This is a genomic window from Streptococcus parasanguinis, assembly GCF_016648855.1.
Taxonomy (GTDB): Bacteria; Bacillota; Bacilli; order Lactobacillales; family Streptococcaceae; genus Streptococcus; species Streptococcus parasanguinis_L.
The window spans coordinates 1-21,118 of record NZ_JACLQU010000020.1 but is presented as its reverse complement, the minus strand read 5'-3'; the positions used below and the strand labels follow the sequence as shown (position 1 = coordinate 21,118).

Genomic DNA, 21,118 nt, shown 5'->3' with positions numbered 1-21,118 from the left:
GAGACGATGAAAAAAGTATTACAAAAATATTGGGCATGGGCTTTTGTGGTCATTCCCCTCTTATTACAAGCAATTTTCTTCTATGTGCCAATGTTCCAAGGAGCCTTTTACAGTTTTACCAACTGGACAGGTTTGACCTATAACTACAAATTTGTTGGCTTGAACAACTTTAAGCTCCTCTTCATGGATCCAAAATTCATGAGTGCTATTGGCTTTACTGCAATCATCACGATTGCTATGGTAGTTGGTGAGATTGCCCTTGGGATCTTCATTGCGCGTGTCTTGAACTCTAAAATTAAAGGCCAAACCTTCTTCCGTGCTTGGTTCTTCTTCCCAGCTGTTTTGTCTGGTTTGACAGTGGCGTTGATCTTCAAACAAGTCTTCAACTATGGTCTACCAGCGATTGGGAATGCCCTTCATATTGAGTTTCTACAAACTAGTCTTTTAGGAACTAAGTGGGGAGCGATCTTTGCGGCTGTCTTTGTCCTTCTTTGGCAAGGGGTAGCCATGCCCATCATTATCTTCCTAGCTGGTCTACAATCTATTCCAACCGAGATTACAGAAGCAGCAAGAATCGATGGTGCAACGAGCAAGCAAGTCTTCTGGAATGTTGAATTGCCTTACTTGCTACCAAGTGTCTCTATGGTCTTTATCCTAGCCCTAAAAGGTGGGCTTACCGCCTTTGACCAAGTCTTTGCCATGACTGGTGGTGGTCCAAACAATGCCACAACCTCACTTGGGCTCTTGGTTTACAATTATGCCTTTAAAAACAACCAATTCGGTTATGCCAATGCCATTGCCGTAATCTTGTTCTTCTTGATTGTAGTGATTTCGATCATCCAATTGAGAGTATCTAAGAAATTTGAAATTTAAGAGGAGAAGCACGATGAAACAAGATGAAAGAAAAGCCTTGATTGGCAAATACATTCTATTGATTCTAGGATCGGTTCTGATTTTAGTGCCGCTCCTTGCCACCCTCTTTAGTTCCTTCAAACCCACCAAGGATATCGTAGACAATTTCTTTGGATTCCCGACCAATTTCACATGGGACAACTTTAGCCGACTCTTGGCTGATGGAATCGGAGGCTATTATTGGAACTCAGTCGTCATCACTGTCTTGTCTTTACTTGCAGTAATGATCTTTATCCCTATGGCAGCCTACTCCATCGCTCGTAATATGAGTAAGAGAAAAGCCTTTACCATCATGTATACCCTCTTGATCCTTGGGATTTTCGTACCTTTCCAAGTCATCATGATTCCGATTACGGTTATGATGAGTAAACTCGGTTTGGCTAATACCTTTGGTTTGATCTTGCTCTACTTGACCTATGCGATTCCACAGACCCTCTTCCTCTATGTCGGCTATATCAAAATCTCTATCCCAGAAAGTCTGGATGAAGCAGCAGAGATCGATGGGGCTAATAAATTTACAACCTATTTCCGCATCATCTTCCCAATGATGAAACCGATGCATGCGACAACCATGATCATCAATGCTCTTTGGTTCTGGAATGACTTCATGTTGCCACTCCTTGTCTTGAACCGGGATTCCAAGATGTGGACCTTGCCTTTGTTCCAATACAACTACGCAGGCCAATATTTCAACGACTACGGACCAAGCTTTGCTTCTTACGTTGTCGGCATTATCAGTATCACCATTGTCTATCTCTTCTTCCAACGCCATATCATCGCAGGAATGAGCAACGGCGCAGTGAAATAACAAGATACAAAGCCCGTCAAAAGCTCACAGTGAAAATAGGGAATCTGAATAAGAAGCCTTGGCTTCTTGAAAGATTCATCTTTTTCACACAGAGCTTAGGGCGTGTTCAATTAAGATACAAAGTAACGATTCAGCTTGCTGATTTCAATCGTATCCTAGGAAGCAATTCTAAAATAGAAAAACTCAAGAAAGCCAGGTCTCCTAAGACTTGGCTTTCAAAAAAGAAAAGGAAACCATTATGCCAATTCAAAATAAAACCATGTTAATTACTTACTCAGATAGCTTAGGAAATAACCTTAAGGATCTCTATGAAAATCTGGAGAAGCACTTTGGAGATGCAGTAGGTGGAGTACACCTCTTGCCATTTTTCCCATCAACTGGTGACCGTGGATTTGCGCCTGTAGACTATGATCAAGTGGATCCAGCCTTTGGGGATTGGGAAGATGTTAAACGCTTGGGCGACAAGTACTATCTTATGTTTGACTTTATGATCAATCACATTTCTCGTCAGTCTAAGTATTATAAAGATTACCAAGAAAAGCACGACCAAAGTGCCTATAAGGATCTCTTCCTCAACTGGGACAAGTTCTGGCCGGAGAATCGTCCGACTCAAGCAGACGTTGACTTAATATATAAGCGCAAAGACCGAGCTCCTAAACAAGCCATCACTTTTGCGGATGGGACGACCGAGCATCTCTGGAATACCTTTGGGGAAGAGCAGATTGACCTAGACGTGACCAAGGAAGTGACTATGGACTTTATTCGCAAGACCATCGAACACCTGGCAAGCAATGGCTGTGACCTTATTCGTTTGGACGCCTTTGCCTATGCGGTGAAGAAATTGGACACCAATGATTTCTTCGTGGAGCCAGACATTTGGGATTTGTTGGATAAGGTGCGCGATATGGCGGCAGGCTACGGTGCTGAGCTTCTTCCAGAGATTCATGAGCACTATACCATCCAATTTAAGATTGCCGATCACGACTATTATGTCTATGACTTCGCACTTCCAATGGTAACCCTCTATACCCTCTATAGTTCAAAAGTGGAGCGTCTTGCCAAGTGGTTGAAGATGAGTCCGATGAAGCAATTCACGACGCTCGATACCCATGATGGGATTGGGGTGGTCGATGTCAAGGATATCTTGACGGATGAAGAGATTGACTATGCTTCAAATGAACTTTATAAGGTAGGAGCAAATGTTAAACGCAAATATTCAACAGCAGAGTACAACAACTTGGATATCTACCAAATCAATTCGACTTACTATTCAGCGCTTGGAGATGATGATCGTAAGTACTTCCTAGCCCGTTTAATTCAAGCCTTTGCACCAGGTATTCCACAGGTTTATTATGTTGGATTCCTAGCTGGGAAGAATGATTTGGAACTCCTCGAAAACACCAAAGAAGGCCGCAATATCAACCGTCATTACTACAGCAATGAAGAAATCGCTCAAGAAGTGGAGCGACCAGTCGTACAATCCCTTCTCAAGCTCTTTAGTTTCCGGAACAACTCGCAAGCTTTTGACTTAGAAGGAAGCATTGAGGTGGAAACACCAGATGATCATACCATTGTCATCACGCGCCAAAATAAAGACCAAACTTCCACAGCAGTAGCCCGAATCAATCTTGCTGATGGCACTTACCAAGTGACAGAAAATGGTCAAGACATTGTGTTTTAAAAAAATATGAACGAACTAAAGGATAAGTAAAAAATGCTTATCCTTTTTCTGTTTTATACATTGCAACCGTTTACAAAACTATAAAACAATGGTACAATATCTATTGAAAGAAAGGAGGTCGCTTTATGAAAAAAATCATTTATCCATCTGCGGCCCTATTAACGGCTTTTGCTCTATTATCTGTTCAAACAGCAAAAGCAGACACAGCTCAAGCGTCGGATCAAGCTAATGAACCGGCAGCAACAGTAGAAGAGGTGGTGGCTTCTCCAACTCCAGAAAGCACCACAGAAAATCAGGGAGAAGTGGCCGAAACACCGACGACAACAGACCGTGCAGCCGTCCCTGCTGCCTCCCCAACGGTAACATCGACAGAGACGGCATCTCCTCAAGTGGAAAAACTGCTTGAAGACATGCCTCTCAAGCAAAAGGTTACGCAAATGATCATGCCGGACTTCCGTAAGTGGCAGGAGGCTAATCAGGAGTCGCCACAGGATCTCACCAAGGTCAATGCTGAAGTAGCGGATGCGATTGATAAATATGATTTTGGAGGCGTCATTCTTTTTGCTGAAAACGTCAAAGAGACCAAGCAGACCCTGGCTCTGACGCAAGATATGCAAAAGGCAGCGATTGAAAACAAAGCCAATAACGGGAAGATTCCGCTATTATTAGCCATCGACCAAGAAGGGGGGATCGTCTACCGCTTGGGGACAGGCACAGCCCTTCCTGGCAATATGGCCATTGGGGCTACCAATGATCCCAAACTAGCGAAAGAAGCCGGTCAAATCATCGGACGTGAACTTTCTGCGCTAGGCTTGAATGTGGACTTTGCTCCGGTTCTAGATACCAATAACAATCCTCAAAATCCTGTGATTGGGCTTCGTTCCTTCTCATCTGACCCAAATCGGGTTGCCTATCTTGGTATTCCGATGATGAAGGGCATTCAGGACTACAATGTAGCTGTGGCAGCCAAGCATTTCCCAGGTCATGGAGATACAGCGGTCGATTCCCATACGGGTTTGCCATTGGTGGATAAATCTCTTGCTGAGCTTGAAAAATTGGAACTCCTTCCATTCAAAAAAGCTATGGATGAAGGGGTAGACCTCTTGATGACGGCTCATATCCAATACCCGCAGATTGAAAAAGATCAGGTCGTTTCAAAAGAAACAGGTGAGAAAATCTATGTTCCAGCGACTCTCTCTGATGATATTTTAACGGGCTTGGTACGGAAGAAATACGGCTATAAGGGCGTGATTGTCTCTGATGCCATGGGAATGGATGCTATCGCTAAAAACTTCGGTGAGGTGGAAGCTGTGAAGATGGCCATCAAAGCAGGAGTTGATTTAGTCTTGATGCCAACGACCCTTCGCAGCAAAGCCGATTTGACCAAGATTGATACCATTGTCAATGCAGTGGTAGATGCCGTGAAAACCGGTGACATCTCAGAAGAACGCTTAAATGAGTCGGTTCGCCGGATTCTGACCCTCAAAGAAAAACGTGGGGTCCTGAATTTTGATCCAAGTGCTCGAACAGCTGAAAAAGCAGAGGAAGCAGTTGGATCTACCCTCAATCGTGACTTGGAACGCAAGATTGCAGCGGCAGCGGTGACGGTTGTAAAAAATGAAGACAATACCTTGCCATTTAAGGTGCAAACAGGGGACCATGTCTTACTCTTAGGAGCTTTTGAAAACGAAGTTCCTGGACTCGATTTAGGCATGCGTCGCTTAATTGCGGACGGAGTGCTTCCAAAAGATACCTCCTTTGTGGCCAAGAACTTCACTAAAGAATCTACCCTTGATAGTCTAAAAGAAGACCTAGAGAAAGCCACTCACATCGTAGTGATTTCAGAGATCGGTTATGAAGGGCAACTGGATAAAGATTTCTGGCGGACCAAGATCCCAACAGAGATCATCAATTATGCCAATACCAACCATAAGAAGGCAGCTGTCCTTTCTATCTCTAAACCTTATGATGTAGCCAACTATCCAGCAGCCAAAGCCATTTTGGCAGTCTATGGAAATAAGGGAATGGATCCAACGGAATCTCTCAAACCAGACAATGCATTTGGTCCTAATATTCCTGCAGGAGTGGAAGTCATCTTCAATGGCAAGGAACATCTAGGGACCTTACCGGTGGATATTCCAAAAATTGTAGACGGAAAAATGTCGGAAACAGAGTACGCCTACCGCATTGGTCATGGTCTCTTCTATCCAGCACCTGCACCATTGCCAACACCAGAAACCCAAGATCCAACTTCACCAGTCCAAGATCCAACCCATCAGACACAACCAGTAGAGGTTGGTAACACAGGAACACAGGTCCTTGTTAGCAAGCAAGAAAAAGCTAGCCCTCTTGATGGTCCACAAGTTACTCCGATCGCTGTGAAACAAGCCACTGATCAGGCTCCTGTCAGCGTGTCAGCCAGTCCTGCCTCATCGGTATTGCCTAAGACCGGTCAAACAGAGAACCTCCTAGCCCTCATGGGTGTCAGCCTCTTAACCTTCCTTGGATCTTTTGTCTATCCAAGAAAGAAACACTAAGAAATGAAGAATCTCAATTGGGTCATCTCCCAATTGAGATTTTTTGGTAAAATTTTACTAAAATTAACTCGAAATGGCAATGATAGAATAGAAGTTGTAAACGGAGGAAAACCCTTTGTTATAGCCTTTTTTGACATAAAATAAAAAATTAATAAAATTTTACTAAAAACACTTGAAGTTTTACTTGTGATCAGATATAATACAAGTATAAAAACGTTTACAAAACTAAAGGAGTTTCTCATGACGACAACAATCACATCTCAAGATTTACAAGCAAAATTCCAGACTGTCTTTGGGGAAAAGGCTGACCACACTTTCTTTTCACCAGGACGGATTAATCTGATCGGTGAACACACGGACTATAATGGTGGGCATGTCTTCCCAGCAGCCATTACACTTGGTACCTACGGAGCTGCAAGAAAGCGTGAGGATAAGGTCTTGCGTTTCTTCTCAGGAAACTTTGAAGACAAGGGGATCATTGAAGTTCCACTTGAAAATCTCCACTTTGAAAAAGAACACAACTGGACCAACTATCCAAAAGGCGTGCTCCACTTCTTGCAAGAAGCTGGTCATGTCATTGATAGCGGAATGGATGTCTATGTCTACGGTAATATTCCAAATGGATCCGGTCTTTCTTCTTCAGCTTCGCTTGAGCTCTTGATTGGCGTCATAGCTGAGAAACTATATGATCTTCACTTAGATCGTCTAGATCTGGTCAAGATCGGGAAACAAACCGAAAATCACTTCATCGGAGTTAACTCTGGGATCATGGACCAATTTGCCATCGGTATGGGGGCCGATCAACGGGCTATTTATCTCGATACCAACACCCTAGAGTATGATCTGGTACCGCTGGACCTCAAAGACAATGTCGTGGTCATCATGAATACCAACAAACGCCGGGAATTAGCGGATTCCAAATACAATGAACGCCGTGCAGAATGTGAAACAGCCGTCTCTGAACTCCAAGAAAAACTAGACATCCAAACCTTAGGGGAATTGGATCTCTGGGCTTTTGATGCTTACAGCTACTTGATTAAGGATGAAAATCGCATCAAACGGGCTCGTCATGCTGTACTTGAGAACCAACGGACCCTCCAAGCACGCAAGGCGCTTGAAGCAGGTGATTTGGAAGGCTTTGGCCGTCTCATGAATGCTTCCCACGTATCCTTGGAGCATGACTACGAAGTGACTGGTCTAGAATTGGATACCTTGGTGCATACAGCTTGGGAACAAGACGGCGTTTTGGGCGCTCGTATGACCGGAGCAGGTTTTGGTGGTTGTGCCATTGCCCTCGTAAACAAAGATAAGGTTGAAGCATTTAAAGATGCTGTCGGCAAACGCTATGAAGAAGTCGTTGGCTATGCGCCAAGCTTCTATATTGCAGAAGTTGCGGCAGGAACACGGGTGCTTGATTAAAAAGGAGATAGGATGACAGAACAGGTATTAGATGCATTTGTCACAGCGGTCATTAACGTCAGTGACTACGAAGAGATGGATCGGATCTATCTAAAAAATCGCGTTATGAGTCGCGTCGGAGAAGAAGGCCTAGACGCTCCAGCTCATATGGCAGACTTGATTGCACTAAAAGATCAACTGGTGGAGATTGCGCTTGCGAATAATAAGATCCAAGACAGCATGGCCGCCAAGGACAGCTTGGGTGCAGAGTTGATGGATTGGATCACCCCCAGCCCTAGTCAGGTCAACCATCGTTTCTGGGAGACTTACGGTCAGTCCAAGGAAGATGCGATTGCTGATTTCTATGCCCTCTCTAAGCGCAATGATTACATCAAGATCAAGGCGATTGCGCAAAATATCGCATTTGGAGCAGAAACTCCCTATGGCTCCCTTGAAATCACCATCAATCTGTCAAAACCTGAAAAAGATCCTAAAGACATTGCAGCGGCCAAGCTGGCTAAAGCTAGTCATTATCCAGCCTGCCAATTGTGCTTTGAAAATGAAGGCTATCAAGGTCGCCTAGACCATCCTGCCCGTGCCAATCATCGGATCATCCGCTTTGACATGGACGGTCATGATTGGGGCTTTCAATATTCCCCTTATGCCTACTTCAATGAACACTGCATTTTCCTCGATAGCCAGCATGTTCCTATGGCCATTAGCCGCAAGACCTTTGAGCGACTCTTGACCATTGTCGAGACTTTCCCAGGCTATTTTGCAGGGTCTAATGCAGATCTACCCATTGTAGGGGGATCCATCCTGACTCATGACCATTACCAAGGCGGACGCCACACCTTCCCTATGGAGCTGGCAGAGCTTGACCAAACCTTTACCATTCCTGCCTTCGAAGAGGTTCAAGTGGGCATCGTTCGTTGGCCAATGTCAGTCTTGCGTCTGCAGTCAGATAACAAGGAAGAGCTGATTAACTTGGCAGATCATATTTTAGAAAGCTGGCGAGGTTACTCGGATCCAGCTGTGCAAGTCTTAGCCACATCTGACGGTCAACCCCATCATACCATTACCCCCATTGCACGAATCCGAGATGGGCATTATGAACTGGACTTGGTGCTCCGTGACAACCAAACCTCACCAGAGCATCCAGATGGCATTTACCACCCGCATGCGGATGTGCAACACATCAAAAAAGAAAATATCGGCCTGATCGAAGTCATGGGTCTAGCCATTTTACCACCTCGACTCAAGGAAGAGCTCAAGCAGGTCCAAGATTATCTGCTTGGACGAGAAAGCAGTGTGGCTAGTTACCACCAGGACTGGGCTGCTGACTTGAAAGCCACTCACCCATCTATCACAGACGAAGCAGAAGCAGAAGCTATTGTTCGTGAATCAGTTGGTCAAATCTTTGCGCGCGTGCTCGAAGATGCCGGTGTCTACAAGCGAACAGCAGAAGGCCAAGCAGCCTTTAGACGCTTTGTTGCGACACTTTAAGTGTGGAGAAGAGGCAGAAATTTGGTACAATAAAAGAGAAGACAAAGAAGCGAAAGGAAAACAAATGGCAATACTCGTACTCGGAGGAGCTGGCTATATCGGTTCCCACATGGTAGACCGTTTGGTCAATGAAGGAAAGGAAAAAGTCGTCGTGGTCGATAGCCTAGTCACAGGCCACCGTGCATCGGTGCATCCAGATGCTGTCTTTTACCAAGGAGACCTGGCGGATCAAGACTTCATGCGCAGGATTTTTAAGGAACATGCAGATATTGATGCGGTCATCCACTTTGCGGCCTACTCACTAGTCGCAGAATCTATGGCAGATCCATTGAAGTATTTTGATAACAATACAGCTGGCATGGTCAAACTCTTGGAAGTCATGCATGAATGTGGAGTGCACTACATCGTCTTTTCTTCAACCGCTGCCACTTACGGTATTCCAGAAGAAATTCCGATTCTTGAAACCACTCCACAAAAACCGATTAATCCTTATGGCGAAAGCAAGCTCATGATGGAAACCATCATGCGCTGGGCCGATCAAGCATACGGTATCAAGTATGTGCCCCTTCGTTATTTTAATGTAGCGGGCGCTAAACCTGACGGCTCGATTGGCGAAGACCACGGACCAGAGACCCATCTCTTGCCAATCGTCTTGCAAGTAGCCCAAGGCAAACGCGAGAAGATCTCTATTTTTGGGGATGACTACAAGACACCAGATGGCACCAATGTCCGGGACTATGTCCATCCATTTGACTTGGCAGATGCCCATCTGCTTGCCGTAGAGTATCTCAGAAAGGGGAATGAATCGACTGCCTTTAATCTGGGCTCATCGACCGGATTCTCTAATCTTCAGATTGTCGAAGCAGCCCGCAAGGTGACAGGACATCCGATCCCACTTGAGATTGCTGATCGTAGACCAGGAGATCCAGATACCTTGATCGCATCCTCTGAGAAGGCGCGTGCCATTCTCGGCTGGCAACCAAAATTTGATAATATCGAAACCATCATTCAAACAGCCTGGGCATGGCATTCCAGCCACCCAGATGGCTACAATGATCGATAAGGAGGGACTGCGAACATCATTTTTGAGGCTTTTCTAATAACATCTAAAACGACAGTTGATCTTGCTAAATGACTCATTTCAGAAATCAGTCATTTCCTTAACCATCATAAAATAGTGAGGGATTCAAAATGAATAAAACCACAAAATTGTTAGCCGTCTTCTTGACAGCGGGTCTTCTTTTAGCTGGTTGCGGACAAAAAGAGAGTACGAAATCTACTAGTCCATCGTCCACTAAAGAGACGAGTAAAGCAACAAGCAAATCATCCGCTAAAGAAAAGACAAAAGAGTCATCAACTGATGAAAGCAAAAAAGAAGATGCACTAGCAGGTGCGCAAAAAACCGTTCTCGAAACGAGTGATGAAGCAGGTAAGTCAACCATCACCTTGTATTACAAGGGAGATACCTTGTTATTACAAGAAAAAGTTGATGATTACGACGTCTCAAAAGTGCCTGGTGAGAACCCTCTTGAAACCATGAAAGAAGCCGTCGCAAAAAGCCAAGAAAAATTCAAAGATCTGATGGGACATGGATTTGAACTGACATCAGAGTATAAAGATGGAATCTTTTATATCCGCAATACCATTGATTACACAAAAATCGATTTTAATAAATTAAAAGAAATCGTCCCAGGCTTTAATCCCCTAGATGACAAAACAGTTAGTTATTCAGTAACGAAAGACAGTCTTATCAAGGGCGGAATGGTAGAAAAATAAACAAAATAGAGAGCAGCTACGTTCGTTGCTCTCTTTTTGTTTTAGATGTTGCGGAGAAATTAATGATTATTGTGGAAAAAAGAATGGATAGATGAAGATGTTAAAGCAGTGGAGATTACTTTATCGTATAACCAATATGAGTTTGTATGTTTTTCAGACGAGCATTATAGAAGATTTGTGGGGCAGATAAATTCTTTTCTCGAGCTATTTCACTTACCCCCCTAGGCTTGGTAAGGCCACCAACCAGATGATTACAATGATCCATAAGAAGGAACTCAAGTGAGTCGGCTTGAGTTTTTTTGCGTGAGCGAATGTGCTGGGAATACCACTAACTAGGCTTTTTTATAGCTGTGAAAGATGTTGTAATATGAAAAAATTTAAAGGAGAAATGAATGGGAGATAAATACACCGTAAAAAGTGATCTTTCGGTGGCTGCTAAGCATGCTACTGCAATAGGATCTGCCAATAATCATTCAGCTATTACAGTTCAAAGAGATGAACAAACGACAGTTGCTGGTAATAATAGTGCAAAAAATGGTATTAGTCAATTTGAGAATCTTCAGACTCAGCTATCGAATCATATTGTGAATATGATTCAAAATATCCATAGCTTAGCCGACCAATTTGAAGATAAGGATGCCATGATTCGTCAAAATTTAAATATTTTGAATACTATTCAGTCTAAGCCGTCATTCTCAAATGAAGCGAAATCAAAATACTTAGATGTATTAGAGGATTAGATATGAGTGCAGAAGATACATGGAATAAGCTCCATGAGAAAGAACGACAACTTTCAGAGAAGGAGTGGGACTTATATCAGCGGATAGAAAAATTAGATTTTAAAAAAATGGAAGTAATGGATCAGCTGTTGAATGATTCACATTGGTTAAATGATCTAAATTTTCTTTTTGAAGGTAGTAGATATCAAAGTCAAATGATGGATGACCGGTTAGAATTTCAGCATCAAGTGAGAATAATGGAATACAGTTTGGATGAAGAATTAGAAAAACTTCGGAAAGAACATAAATCTATTGAAATGAAGTTAGATTCAATTCACCAAGAAAAAAGACGATTAGTGACGGAGGAAATCACATGAGTATAGATATGTATCTAGAATCCGCCAGAAGTCAGGCAACTAGTTTATCTAGTATATCCACCCAGTGCGTGCAACAGAATATGGAATTGATTAAAGTTCTTGAAAATTTTGTCGCTGAAGAAAAGTTAAAAGGGCATGCTTACGACTCAGCAAAGGCGCATATTACAAGTATTGTTATTCCTTTAATTCAAGGAATTGTCTTATACTAAGAATCTCTGGCGGAGGAGTGTCAAAAATTTGTCAGTCAATATACCTCTGACGTAGATAGTAAAAGTTGGCGTCAAGTGGATTTAGAAGAAAAAATTAGGGAAGCAGATCAAAAGATTTCTAGTCTACGACAATTAATGGAAACAAAATCGGATAATAAGATTTCAGCTTTTCTAAATCTTTCGGTATCCATAGCCGTATTTGAGGGACTAAAACAAAAATTACAGAAAATATTAATTAGCCTGCTTACTTTTAATGCAGTCTCTCCAACTATCTTTTTAAATTCAGAGCGGTATTTATTGGCTGTTCAAAATGGTTTTGCCCAAGCTGCACAATCATGGGATGCTGCTAGTGGAACCTACTTGCCTCCAAGTAGTGGAGTGGATCTATCGTGGAAGCAAACAGTCTCTTTAGGGTGGCAAAAACGTCAAGCAAACCTAAACAAAGTGAAGAATCCGAAGGTTGAAACATTAGAAGACAAACTCTCAAAAATGTCACGTGCAGAACTGGAGGAAGAGTATGGAGACGTGATTCAAGCCTATAAAAGATTTACGACTATGGGGCAGGGTGATGTGGTTCTCTCCAAGTGGGATATGAATGATCTCAAATTGTTATGGAAGAGATATAATGAAGTTAAGAATGATCATTTAGGATTATTACCTTCAGAATTAGCCAAGGTGGACCCAAAATTTAAGAAACGTATCGATGCAATGGATCAAGAAGCGTTAGAAGAGGCCTACCCAGAACTTAAAACATTGATCTCCATGGCTCATGTGAATCCATATGCACAACTATTTAAATCTGAAACAGAGCGAGCTAATTATCATTACCTACTAGACCGTTATTTCTTTTTGGATAGTCAAAAAATGCTCAGTTGGCGAGATCCTGCTTTTCAAACTAAATATGATTATTATATAATTGAAGAAGGTATTGATCCTTTTACAGGTAAACCTGCTACACAGGAAGAAATCAATCGTGCAAAAAATATCAAGAAGGTGAGAGGTTTTACTGATAGCCTCCAACTAGCAAGTACCTTGTATACATCTTATGTTGGATATAATCAGTACTACAATAAACCCTACACAACTTTCTCGGATGTATATAGTAAGGTAAAAGGGAAGATTCCTGTCTTCAATAGGAAACCAGTAATTCCTGTTTTTTCAAATAGATATTCAAAAATAGATTTTACTCAAACTGACTTTGATGTTGAGTTAATAAGAGGTAGATTGAAAACTGATCCAGATACGGCTTTTTTCTGGTCAGGACGAACAGATGGCATTGGAGGAATGGATGTTGCGAAAAAAATAGCAAAAAATAAAGGAGGAGTTACATTAGAATCTACGATTGATGATACGAACATTGTAATGCCTGAATGGGATTTTAATACTCCTTCAAGTGTAACAGCTTGGGAGGAAGCTTCGAATGTTTACGCAGAGCAAGTATCTGGTGAAATAAGAGCTGTAGTTGGTAGCGAACTACGACCAGGAAATATTTGGGAAAACATCGAACTACCAAGATTGAAGGCCAATCCAAATGTTACTAAGGTTACAACAATAGATCCTAAAACAGGGGTAGAAAAAATTATATTCGAGAGGTAGAAATGAAAATTACAGGAACAAGATCAACAATTACTTTTGATTTAGAGAATGGTTTCCTCATAAAAGCACAAGGAGAATTGCTGATCAATAAAAAATTTGTTGTTTATAAAGATAGTATGACACAATGGGAGCCTCCTCATGAGAATCTTCCGATAACTCAAAGAGAAATAGAAAATATTATTAATACAGCTAAAAAAATGGAGAGCAATCAAACTATTCAATTAGACTTTGTATAATTATATTGTATTCTAAGAGAAATAAATCTCTATACAAGTGGTCAGGTTGTCTATCATGGGACCAAACTCCTAGGTGGAAGTGAAGAAGATGCTCAAACTGCAAACTTTATCGGGAACATCGTAGGAGGTTATGTGGCCTCCTCAGCAACCAGCAAGTTTAGTTTGAATCAACCTTTTTTTTCAAATCGATATTCAAAAATAGATTTTACTCAAAACAGAAGACCATTATAAAACATTTTAAAAAAATAGAATAGAGGTTTGAAATCCTGAAAAATAGAATTCATTACATTACGAAACTTGAAATGCAAGATCGATTGCCTTTCAGTGGCTTTGTAGCAAATTTTGATGGGAAGCAGATCCAAAACAAAGAAGAACTATTTCGTTTTCTTGAAAAAAATGTCGGACTTCCTGATGCCAATAATTGGTCATCTATTACAGATTGGCTGACAGACTTATCATGGATAAAAGCTGAAGAATACAACTTTATTCTTGAAAATTATGATAGCTTCTTAAAAGATGACTTATCATCTAAAGACTTATTTTTAGAAATTTTGGAAGAAGATATTCTTCCTTGGTGGGAATGCGATGTTGAAAAGCATGTTGTTGGCAGTAAGGTCAAGAGTTTTCAAGTTTACATAGTAGAAAATTAAAAATAGGACAAAGTTTTAAGGAGCTACCTTAAGGTAACCACTTATGTTGGATATAATCAGTACTACAATAAACCCTATACAACGTTCTTGGATGTATATAGTAAGGTAAAAGGGAAGATTCCATTCTTCAATAGGAATCCAGTAATTCCTGAGGTTAACCTTAAGGTAGATATCAATGGTAAAACTATAACAGAAACCACAAAACCTTATGATCGCGAACATATTTTACGAAATATAGAAGAAAGCAGGCTTGCGAGGGAGAATTCAGGGTTTAAAGACTTTTCAACCACGAGGCTTCAGCCGGTAGTCAAGCCTCAGCCTGCACCTAAGAATTTAGATGTTGAGGGACCAGTAGTAAATAATATTCAATCTAAATATCCCGATTTGCAAACTTATGAATATAATTCATATACAAATCCTGGTCCACTAAATGATTTAAGAGGTCAGCCTAATGTTAATTTTTATGGGGGACGGTATGATGTTGAAGTTTTGAAGTCTCCCAAAATATTATATCGAGCTGGCGACCAAAGCAATCCGCTAGGGCAATGGTTTACAGAATCAGCCCCACATTCTGAGATAGAAGTTAGAATAAATACGGCAGTAAAACCAATTTGGACAGATCGTTCAGGAAACTACACTGGCAGCTCTCCTTTAAATACAGTTTACGAAATAAAAATACCAGCTGGCACAACAATATACAGAGGACCTGTTGCGAGTCAAGGAGGCATCTATCAAGGTGGTTTGGAATATGAACAAATTTTTATTGAAACTCCGTGGAAAATAGAAGGTGTAGAGGTTATTAGCTCAAAACCATTAAATTAGTGAGGAAAGAAATGAAACGAAAAGAATTATTAGATAATATCAAATTAATATTACCACTATTAAATCAATACAATGATGGGACAATTCATGTACAAATTTCATTTTTACAAGGATTAGAATGTGCATTGGAAAATGGTGACTCACTCCCTACAATAAGAGAAATTAAAGATATCCTTTATCCTCCAAGAGGAGGTCTATCAGACTTTTTTGTTTGGAAGAATGATTATTTGGAACGACTAAAAATTAATGAAGAAATTGAAGCCTACAATAATAGATTATGGGAGCTTTTAAATCAAATAGAAAACTTGGAATCATAGTAAATGCATCAAATTTTAAAATTAGAAGCATTTCATCAATCTCATACAAGAATTCCAAGCGGAAATGAAGCATCTGCTTTTGAAGATTTTTGGAAACCAGGAGGACAAACCTTCCCAGGAAATATGCCAGAAGGCATCATGAAAGATATTAGTACCCAAAGAGGAGAACACACATGGAACATAGTAAATTAACTTGGGAAGACGTTAGTAAGTTTGAAGAAATAAAAGGTTATGGACAACATGTTTGGCGACATCATGAGAAATATTTTTTTGTTACAGATGAAGGAGGAATAGCTGAACAGAGGGTAGTCTATGAATTACCATTAGAACTATTTCAATCACCCTACCAAGTTTTTCTGAGTTACTTGAAAAGTCTAACTTAATTTGACAATTTAGGCAATAAAGAAATCCTAGACAAGCTTTTGAGCTATTCAGAAGACTTGAAATACCACTATAATCTCTATCAGCTCTTGCTTTTTCACCTTCAGAATAAGGAACCAGAGAAATTTTTTGGACTCATTGAAGACAATATAAAGAAGGTTCATTCTCTTTTTCAGACTGTCTTTAAAACATTTCTAAAGGACAAAGGGAAAATCATCAATGACCTTTAGTTATCCTATTCCAACGCAAAATTGGAAGCGACTAATAATCTCATCAAACTTATCAAACGCAATGCCTTTGGTTTTCGGAACTTTGAAAACTTCAAGAAGCGAATTTTCATCGCTCTGAATATCAAAAAAGAAAGGACGAAATTTGTCCTTTCTCGAGCTTAGCTTTTCTTCAACCCACTAAAGTTGACAAAGAGCTGTAGATTTTAGGTATTTACCTTGTCTACTTAAGAGGTATCATATCATCGAGATAAAGGTGATTTGTTTGTTCCTAAGAATTAGGTTTTAGGTTTGACTTGTGGGAACTTCTGGAAAAAGCTTGTCTAGAATTTTTGGAGTGATAGCTTGTCCAGGACCTTCAGCACAATAGGTGTGAATATACATAGCGGGATTGAAGTTGAGCTCGATACAAGTGAAATGAGGTTTTTCCTTGCTAGCAGGCTGAGTTTTATCTGGAATGATGAGGTCAACCCCGCAAGCCCAGGCCCCCATGCTAGTTGCCATAGCTGCTGCCAATTCTTGGTAAGAGGAATCTATTGTCTCAGTGACATCAATAGAGTCACCACCCGTAGAAATGTTGGAGTTACGGCGGAGATTGACCTTTTTCCCTTCTGGGAGAATATCATCAGGTGCATAACCTTGCTGAGTCAACATCAATTGTTCGATGTCTCCTAGCTTAATGATTTCCAGAGGTGAGCGGTGGTCACGGCCTCGCAATGGATTGGCATTTTTCTGAGCGACTAATTCACGAATGGTGTGTTTGCCATCACCGACAACATTAGCAGCGACACGAAGGAGGACAGACTCACAACGCCCGTCCAGAATGAAGAAACGGTATTCGGTTCCTGGGATAAATTCTTCAACAAGAACAGCTGTATCTTCTGCAAAGGCAATCTCGAGAGCTTTCTTATAGTTATCAAGGCTGGCAGGCTCTTGGAAAATGGAAATGCCCAGACCGAAGTTGGTTGATTTTGGTTTAACCACAATTTGCTTGCCCTTGATAAGAGGATAGTAGGCTAGACCTTGTTCTAGACTGGTAAATTCGTCGCCGGCGGGGACAGGGAAGCCAGCATCAGCCAGGATTTTTTTGGTCACGGTTTTATTAGCCATGGCAAGAGGAACTACATAGTTGTCTTTTGAGGTCATGTTACCATTTTTGACGTACTCAACATGATCTTTATGCCAGAGTTTAAGGAATTGATCCTGCTCATCTAGGATTTCAAAATGAAGCCCTTTTTGAATGGCATCAAAGAGCAGCATCTGGGTAGAAAGTTCCATCTCCTCATAACCCTTAAGGGCATAGTGGGCAGTCCAGTCGTAATCATGATAGGCAAGCGCCTTGTCAAGGGCAAAGTCAGAAAGGGACTTGTCTTTGATATGAGGAAGAAGTTGAGCAGCTAGTGTCTGACTGGAATCTGCAAAGGCATCTTTAACTTGTTTGACCAGCCCTTGATGATAGTCACCAAGCCCAAAATGTTGCACCAGTTGGTCTAGAGCTGTCGTAATGTTCTGAGTTTCAGCTTCAGAAGGTAGAGGTTCTAAAGGATGAGAGAGGGCAATTTTTTCATTCAGCGCGTGACCTTGAGCCAGAGCCTGATCAACATTTTCAGGGGCATCCAGCCAGAGGAAGGCTAGAAGGAGTAGGTGTACGGTATCCATGGTAGTTTGGCTAATACCGATACGCTCAAAGGGGTTGAGGTCGAAGTTACGGAATTCTAGGTAGGTGATTCCCTTGTCAAGGAAGGAGCGATTAACCTTTTGTCCACGGAAACGAACAGCCGAGTAAAATTCCTTTTCCGCAATCAAATCACCTTGTTCGATATAGTTTTCGATGGCAGAGACATAGTCTTCTAGGCTTGCAAAAGATACTTGTATTTCTTCCTTATTGACATAGCCGTGGTCACTGTTACGGAAGGAACGCACAGGTTCTGGAACTTCTTGGTCGAAGAATCCTTGCTCAGCAATAGGTGCAGCCCCAAAAAGATAGGTAATCACCCAACGGTAGCGCAAGTAGTTTTGAGCCAGCTTAAGATAGAGGGCGTTTTTGAAAGCAATTATATCAATCTGGTCACTTTCTTGGAATAGGGCTTCAACCAAATCTTTCCCTAGTTCCATATTATAGTGGATACCTGAGATAGCTTGTAGTTTAGTTCCGTATTTTTCGGCCAGGTAGTTACGATAATGGCGTTCAAATTCATTTTCCAGTTGGGCAACTTGGATTTCTTGGGCGTTGATACGAGGAGGCATGGACAAGGGCCAGAGAAGTTCATCTTTACTGATGGAACGTCCAGCTACATCGGTAATGGCTCCAAGAAATCGACGAGCCTCAGTGGTAGATTTAGCAACTGGTGTGATGAGTTCCATCTGAAACTCACAAAAATCTGTTTGAATATAAGGGTGGAAACTTCGAGCTCCTAGCCATGAAGGGTGAGGCGTATGTGCTAATTTTCCCTGTCTATCGACACGAAGACTTTCGCGTTCAATTCCAAAGTTAGCTTGAAGGATAGGGCTAGTAGGCTCCAGCTTTTGAAGCAGTTGATTTATAGTCATAGAGTCACCTTTTCATCTAATGTTAGTGATAGTCTATTATAAATAGGAGAAGAAAACAACTTTCCGCTACGGTTAAGGGGAATTTCCGAATGTTTCAGATAAGAATTCTTAAAACCAATTGTTTTTTAGCTCTATTATATGCAAAAATTGTAAAATACCCACTGATTTTTATGTAAAATGTTATTTCTCTTGGAATTTAAATCAAATTAGCCTATACTAATGACGTATATATGAGAACGAAAGAATCCCTAGGGTCGGCACTGCACCCATAAAATGAGACACAAGAAAACACTCCTGTTGAATTCTGGTAAACTAGAAACAGGGGTGTTTTGTTATGGTCAAAAAGCATATTCAGTAGAAACTAAGCTAGCCTGTATCGAAATGAAGAAGGCAGGCAAATCAAATAAAGTTATCATGGATACCCTCAGCATCAAAAATGCTAGTCAGGCCAAGACCTGGTAGCGATGGTATCAGAATGATGAATTGTACCGTTTCCAACAACCCGTGGGGAAACAATATACTTATGGTAATGGGATGAAACAGTTATCTGAAGTGGAACAGTTACGTTTGCAGGTAGAATTACTAAAAAAGTATCAGAACTTGATAAGAGAATCGACAAAGTAAGTCTTATCAAGCTAGTAGAAGAGTATAAGAAAACGTGCCCTGTATCGATTATTTTAGAATGTTTCGGCGTCAAACGCTCCACCTTTATCGCTGGAAACAGGAGTGTAAGAATTCTCAGAAAAGAGGCGAAATAGCAGATAATGGCTGTATCGAATGGTTTCACTCTGTTCTCAAGTCTGAAACCTTCTATCTCCATAAGTGGAGAAACATAACTGAAGATAGTCTAACAGATATTGTCAAAAATTACATCATATTTTATCCTGATAATTATGTATCACCATTGAAATAGCCTGCGTGGAACTTGTTTAGACACCGTTAGTTGTGGACAAGTTTCTTTTTTTATTTTAGGTGCACTAGATGAATCTCTCCCAAAATGTGTTGAAAATATAAATAGAACTCTGGCTTTCTCCTAATGCAAGTACGGGAAGAGTTGAAAAACTCCAACCTGTAACCTCTCCTCTAGCTATTCCACCTATTTCATGCTAGAATAAAGAAAAACACATTTGGAGGCATTATGAATCAGACAGTGACTTATTTGCAGGAATTGACAGCCATTCCTTCCCCGACCGGTTTTACACGTGAGATCGCAGACTACTTGGTCAAAACCATTGAAGGCTTTGGGTACGAAGTAACTCGGACTGCTAAGGGAGGCGTGAATGTGACCGTGCCTGGTGTGATCACAGACAAGCAACGCTACGTCACAGCCCATGTGGATACCTTGGGAGCTATTGTCCGCGCGGTGAAAGCAGATGGTCGCCTCAAGTTAGACCGTATCGGTGGTTTCCCTTGGAATATGATTGAAGGGGAAAATTGTACAGTCCATGTAGCCAATACAGGAAAGACCCATTCTGGGACGATTTTGGTTCATCAGACTTCTTGCCATGTCTACAAGGATGCGGGGACTGTCGAGCGTACCCAGGACAATATGGAAGTCCGTCTGGATGAAAAAGTGACCAATGAAAAAGAAACCCTTGCCCTTGGCATTGAAGTGGGTGATTTTGTCAGCTTTGATCCCCGGACCATTGTGACAGACACCGGCTTTATCAAATCTCGTCACTTAGATGACAAGGTGAGTGCGGCGATTCTCTTGAATCTTCTGCGCGTGTACAAGGAAGAACAGATCCAATTGCCAGTAACGACCACCTTTGCCTTTTCAGTCTTTGAAGAAGTGGGGCATGGGGCTAATTCCAGTATTCCGGCTGAAGTGGTCGAATACTTGGCAGTGGACATGGGGGCTATGGGAGATGACCAAGCGACGGATGAATACACGGTATCTATCTGTGTCAAAGACGCTTCAGGACCCTATCACTATGAGTTCCGTCAACATTTGGTAGCTCTTGCAAAAGACCAAGAAATCCCTTATAAGTTGGATATCTATCCTTTCTATGGATCAGATGCCTCTGCAGCCATGAGCGCAGGAGCAGAAGTCAAACATGCCCTTCTCGGAGCAGGGATCGAATCTAGCCACTCATATGAGCGGACTCACTTGGATTCTGTAGTCGCAACAGAGCGCATGGTCGATGCCTACCTCAAGAGCGACTTAGTAGAATAAAAATTGGAACTACTTTTGTGAGCTAGTTTGAGAAAGAAAATAATGTTTTTTCTTAGAAAATAACATAAGAAGTCTTTTTATAAAATATCCAGTCCTTATAGTTTTTCAAATCAAAACTGAGACTTTCCGCCGTGAGAAAAGTGCTTGAAATAGAATCATTTCAAGCACTCGGGAGTTTTGAAACTTTAGGTTCAAAACTAAGTCATGGAACTTCGTAGAAGTTCGCTGACGTCCGTACTC

At 41.4% G+C, this 21,118-nt stretch carries 18 protein-coding genes and 3 pseudogenes; 20 read left to right on the top strand and 1 reads right to left on the bottom strand.

The annotated features are described in order from the left end of the window. The first annotated feature begins 6 nt into the window (after positions 1 to 6). The 18 genes and pseudogenes from H7T92_RS10240 to H7T92_RS10155 all read left to right on the top strand — a co-directional run. A complete protein-coding gene (locus H7T92_RS10240) occupies positions 7 to 873 on the top strand; it encodes a carbohydrate ABC transporter permease (protein WP_201037706.1) in 867 nt (288 codons plus the stop codon). 13 nt (positions 874 to 886) lie between these two features. Continuing rightward, the gene (locus tag H7T92_RS10235; protein WP_021153463.1) at positions 887 to 1,720 is read left to right on the top strand and encodes a carbohydrate ABC transporter permease; all 834 of its coding nucleotides are present in this window, start codon (positions 887 to 889) and stop codon (positions 1,718 to 1,720) included. Between the two features lie 238 nt (positions 1,721 to 1,958). After that, positions 1,959 to 3,401 (top strand): sucrose phosphorylase, encoded by a 1,443-nt coding sequence (gene gtfA, locus H7T92_RS10230; protein WP_201037705.1) that lies wholly within the window; start codon positions 1,959 to 1,961, stop codon positions 3,399 to 3,401. 125 nt (positions 3,402 to 3,526) lie between these two features. Next, positions 3,527 to 5,938: a glycoside hydrolase family 3 N-terminal domain-containing protein gene (locus H7T92_RS10225; RefSeq protein WP_201037704.1), complete on the top strand. Its 2,412-nt coding sequence runs from the start codon at positions 3,527 to 3,529 to the stop codon at positions 5,936 to 5,938. 240 nt (positions 5,939 to 6,178) lie between these two features. Continuing rightward, positions 6,179 to 7,357, top strand: a complete 1,179-nt coding sequence (locus tag H7T92_RS10220) for a galactokinase (protein ID WP_207185405.1) — start codon at positions 6,179 to 6,181, stop codon at positions 7,355 to 7,357. Between the two features lie 12 nt (positions 7,358 to 7,369). Beyond that, positions 7,370 to 8,842 carry a UDP-glucose--hexose-1-phosphate uridylyltransferase gene (gene galT, locus H7T92_RS10215; protein ID WP_201037703.1) on the top strand — a complete coding sequence of 491 codons (1,473 nt, stop codon included), beginning with the start codon at positions 7,370 to 7,372 and terminating at the stop codon, positions 8,840 to 8,842. A gap of 64 nt (positions 8,843 to 8,906) precedes the next feature. After that, the gene (gene galE, locus H7T92_RS10210; protein ID WP_201037702.1) at positions 8,907 to 9,905 is read left to right on the top strand and encodes a UDP-glucose 4-epimerase GalE; all 999 of its coding nucleotides are present in this window, start codon (positions 8,907 to 8,909) and stop codon (positions 9,903 to 9,905) included. A gap of 128 nt (positions 9,906 to 10,033) precedes the next feature. Further along, entirely contained in the window at positions 10,034 to 10,618 is a 585-nt protein-coding gene (locus tag H7T92_RS10205) for a DUF1307 domain-containing protein (protein WP_049497836.1), read from the top strand. Between the two features lie 392 nt (positions 10,619 to 11,010). Further along, on the top strand, positions 11,011 to 11,358 hold the full coding sequence (locus H7T92_RS10200) for a TIGR04197 family type VII secretion effector (RefSeq protein ID WP_021153438.1): 348 nt from the start codon (positions 11,011 to 11,013) through the stop codon (positions 11,356 to 11,358). A 2-nt stretch (positions 11,359 to 11,360) separates the two neighbouring features. Continuing rightward, on the top strand, positions 11,361 to 11,714 hold the full coding sequence (locus tag H7T92_RS10195) for a DUF3958 family protein (protein ID WP_151191544.1): 354 nt from the start codon (positions 11,361 to 11,363) through the stop codon (positions 11,712 to 11,714). Further along, a pseudogene (locus H7T92_RS10190) lies at positions 11,711 to 13,519 on the top strand (hypothetical protein). The gene H7T92_RS10195 and the pseudogene H7T92_RS10190 overlap by 4 nt, the downstream one beginning before the upstream one ends. A gap of 2 nt (positions 13,520 to 13,521) precedes the next feature. Beyond that, positions 13,522 to 13,755 (top strand): Imm74 family immunity protein, encoded by a 234-nt coding sequence (locus H7T92_RS10185; RefSeq protein WP_024056346.1) that lies wholly within the window; start codon positions 13,522 to 13,524, stop codon positions 13,753 to 13,755. Between the two features lie 302 nt (positions 13,756 to 14,057). Next, the gene (locus tag H7T92_RS10180; protein ID WP_003007812.1) at positions 14,058 to 14,405 is read left to right on the top strand and encodes a barstar family protein; all 348 of its coding nucleotides are present in this window, start codon (positions 14,058 to 14,060) and stop codon (positions 14,403 to 14,405) included. A gap of 87 nt (positions 14,406 to 14,492) precedes the next feature. Then, positions 14,493 to 15,227 carry a hypothetical protein gene (locus tag H7T92_RS10500; RefSeq protein WP_070594971.1) on the top strand — a complete coding sequence of 245 codons (735 nt, stop codon included), beginning with the start codon at positions 14,493 to 14,495 and terminating at the stop codon, positions 15,225 to 15,227. 11 nt (positions 15,228 to 15,238) lie between these two features. Next, positions 15,239 to 15,544 carry a hypothetical protein gene (locus H7T92_RS10170; RefSeq protein ID WP_003007809.1) on the top strand — a complete coding sequence of 102 codons (306 nt, stop codon included), beginning with the start codon at positions 15,239 to 15,241 and terminating at the stop codon, positions 15,542 to 15,544. 3 nt (positions 15,545 to 15,547) lie between these two features. Further along, positions 15,548 to 15,736 carry a hypothetical protein gene (locus tag H7T92_RS10165; protein ID WP_024055943.1) on the top strand — a complete coding sequence of 63 codons (189 nt, stop codon included), beginning with the start codon at positions 15,548 to 15,550 and terminating at the stop codon, positions 15,734 to 15,736. After that, positions 15,718 to 15,927, top strand: coding sequence for a hypothetical protein (locus tag H7T92_RS10160; RefSeq protein WP_049516158.1), 210 nt, complete (start codon positions 15,718 to 15,720; stop codon positions 15,925 to 15,927). Before H7T92_RS10165 ends, H7T92_RS10160 begins: the two co-directional genes overlap by 19 nt. Before the next feature lie 6 nt (positions 15,928 to 15,933). Beyond that, a pseudogene (locus H7T92_RS10155) lies at positions 15,934 to 16,317 on the top strand (transposase); the annotation flags it as partial. A 120-nt stretch (positions 16,318 to 16,437) separates the two neighbouring features. On the opposite strand, the gene gshAB reads toward H7T92_RS10155, so the two are convergent. Beyond that, entirely contained in the window at positions 16,438 to 18,702 is a 2,265-nt protein-coding gene (gshAB, locus tag H7T92_RS10150; RefSeq protein WP_201037701.1) for a bifunctional glutamate--cysteine ligase GshA/glutathione synthetase GshB, read from the bottom strand. A 381-nt stretch (positions 18,703 to 19,083) separates the two neighbouring features. On the opposite strand from gshAB, the pseudogene H7T92_RS10495 reads away from it, so the two are divergent. Next, positions 19,084 to 19,290: pseudogene (locus tag H7T92_RS10495) on the top strand (IS3-like element ISBt2 family transposase); the annotation flags it as partial. Positions 19,291 to 19,840: 550 nt separating this feature from the next. Beyond that, positions 19,841 to 20,878, top strand: a complete 1,038-nt coding sequence (locus H7T92_RS10140) for a M42 family metallopeptidase (RefSeq protein ID WP_201037700.1) — start codon at positions 19,841 to 19,843, stop codon at positions 20,876 to 20,878. Positions 20,879 to 21,118: the final 240 nt, after the last annotated feature.

Excerpts from the sequence above, each read along its gene's own strand:
- H7T92_RS10240 (WP_201037706.1), top strand. The coding sequence starts at position 7 with ATGAAAAAAGTATTACAAAAATATTGGGCATGGGCTTTTGTGGTCATT.
- H7T92_RS10235 (WP_021153463.1), top strand. The coding sequence starts at position 887 with ATGAAACAAGATGAAAGAAAAGCCTTGATTGGCAAATACATTCTATTG.
- gtfA (WP_201037705.1), top strand. The coding sequence starts at position 1,959 with ATGCCAATTCAAAATAAAACCATGTTAATTACTTACTCAGATAGCTTA.
- H7T92_RS10225 (WP_201037704.1), top strand. The coding sequence starts at position 3,527 with ATGAAAAAAATCATTTATCCATCTGCGGCCCTATTAACGGCTTTTGCT.
- H7T92_RS10220 (WP_207185405.1), top strand. The coding sequence starts at position 6,179 with ATGACGACAACAATCACATCTCAAGATTTACAAGCAAAATTCCAGACT.
- galT (WP_201037703.1), top strand. The coding sequence starts at position 7,370 with ATGACAGAACAGGTATTAGATGCATTTGTCACAGCGGTCATTAACGTC.
- galE (WP_201037702.1), top strand. The coding sequence starts at position 8,907 with ATGGCAATACTCGTACTCGGAGGAGCTGGCTATATCGGTTCCCACATG.
- H7T92_RS10205 (WP_049497836.1), top strand. The coding sequence starts at position 10,034 with ATGAATAAAACCACAAAATTGTTAGCCGTCTTCTTGACAGCGGGTCTT.
- H7T92_RS10200 (WP_021153438.1), top strand. The coding sequence starts at position 11,011 with ATGGGAGATAAATACACCGTAAAAAGTGATCTTTCGGTGGCTGCTAAG.
- H7T92_RS10195 (WP_151191544.1), top strand. The coding sequence starts at position 11,361 with ATGAGTGCAGAAGATACATGGAATAAGCTCCATGAGAAAGAACGACAA.
- H7T92_RS10185 (WP_024056346.1), top strand. The coding sequence starts at position 13,522 with ATGAAAATTACAGGAACAAGATCAACAATTACTTTTGATTTAGAGAAT.
- H7T92_RS10180 (WP_003007812.1), top strand. The coding sequence starts at position 14,058 with ATGCAAGATCGATTGCCTTTCAGTGGCTTTGTAGCAAATTTTGATGGG.
- H7T92_RS10170 (WP_003007809.1), top strand. The coding sequence starts at position 15,239 with ATGAAACGAAAAGAATTATTAGATAATATCAAATTAATATTACCACTA.
- H7T92_RS10165 (WP_024055943.1), top strand. The coding sequence starts at position 15,548 with ATGCATCAAATTTTAAAATTAGAAGCATTTCATCAATCTCATACAAGA.
- H7T92_RS10160 (WP_049516158.1), top strand. The coding sequence starts at position 15,718 with ATGGAACATAGTAAATTAACTTGGGAAGACGTTAGTAAGTTTGAAGAA.
- gshAB (WP_201037701.1), bottom strand. The coding sequence starts at position 18,702 with ATGACTATAAATCAACTGCTTCAAAAGCTGGAGCCTACTAGCCCTATC.
- H7T92_RS10140 (WP_201037700.1), top strand. The coding sequence starts at position 19,841 with ATGAATCAGACAGTGACTTATTTGCAGGAATTGACAGCCATTCCTTCC.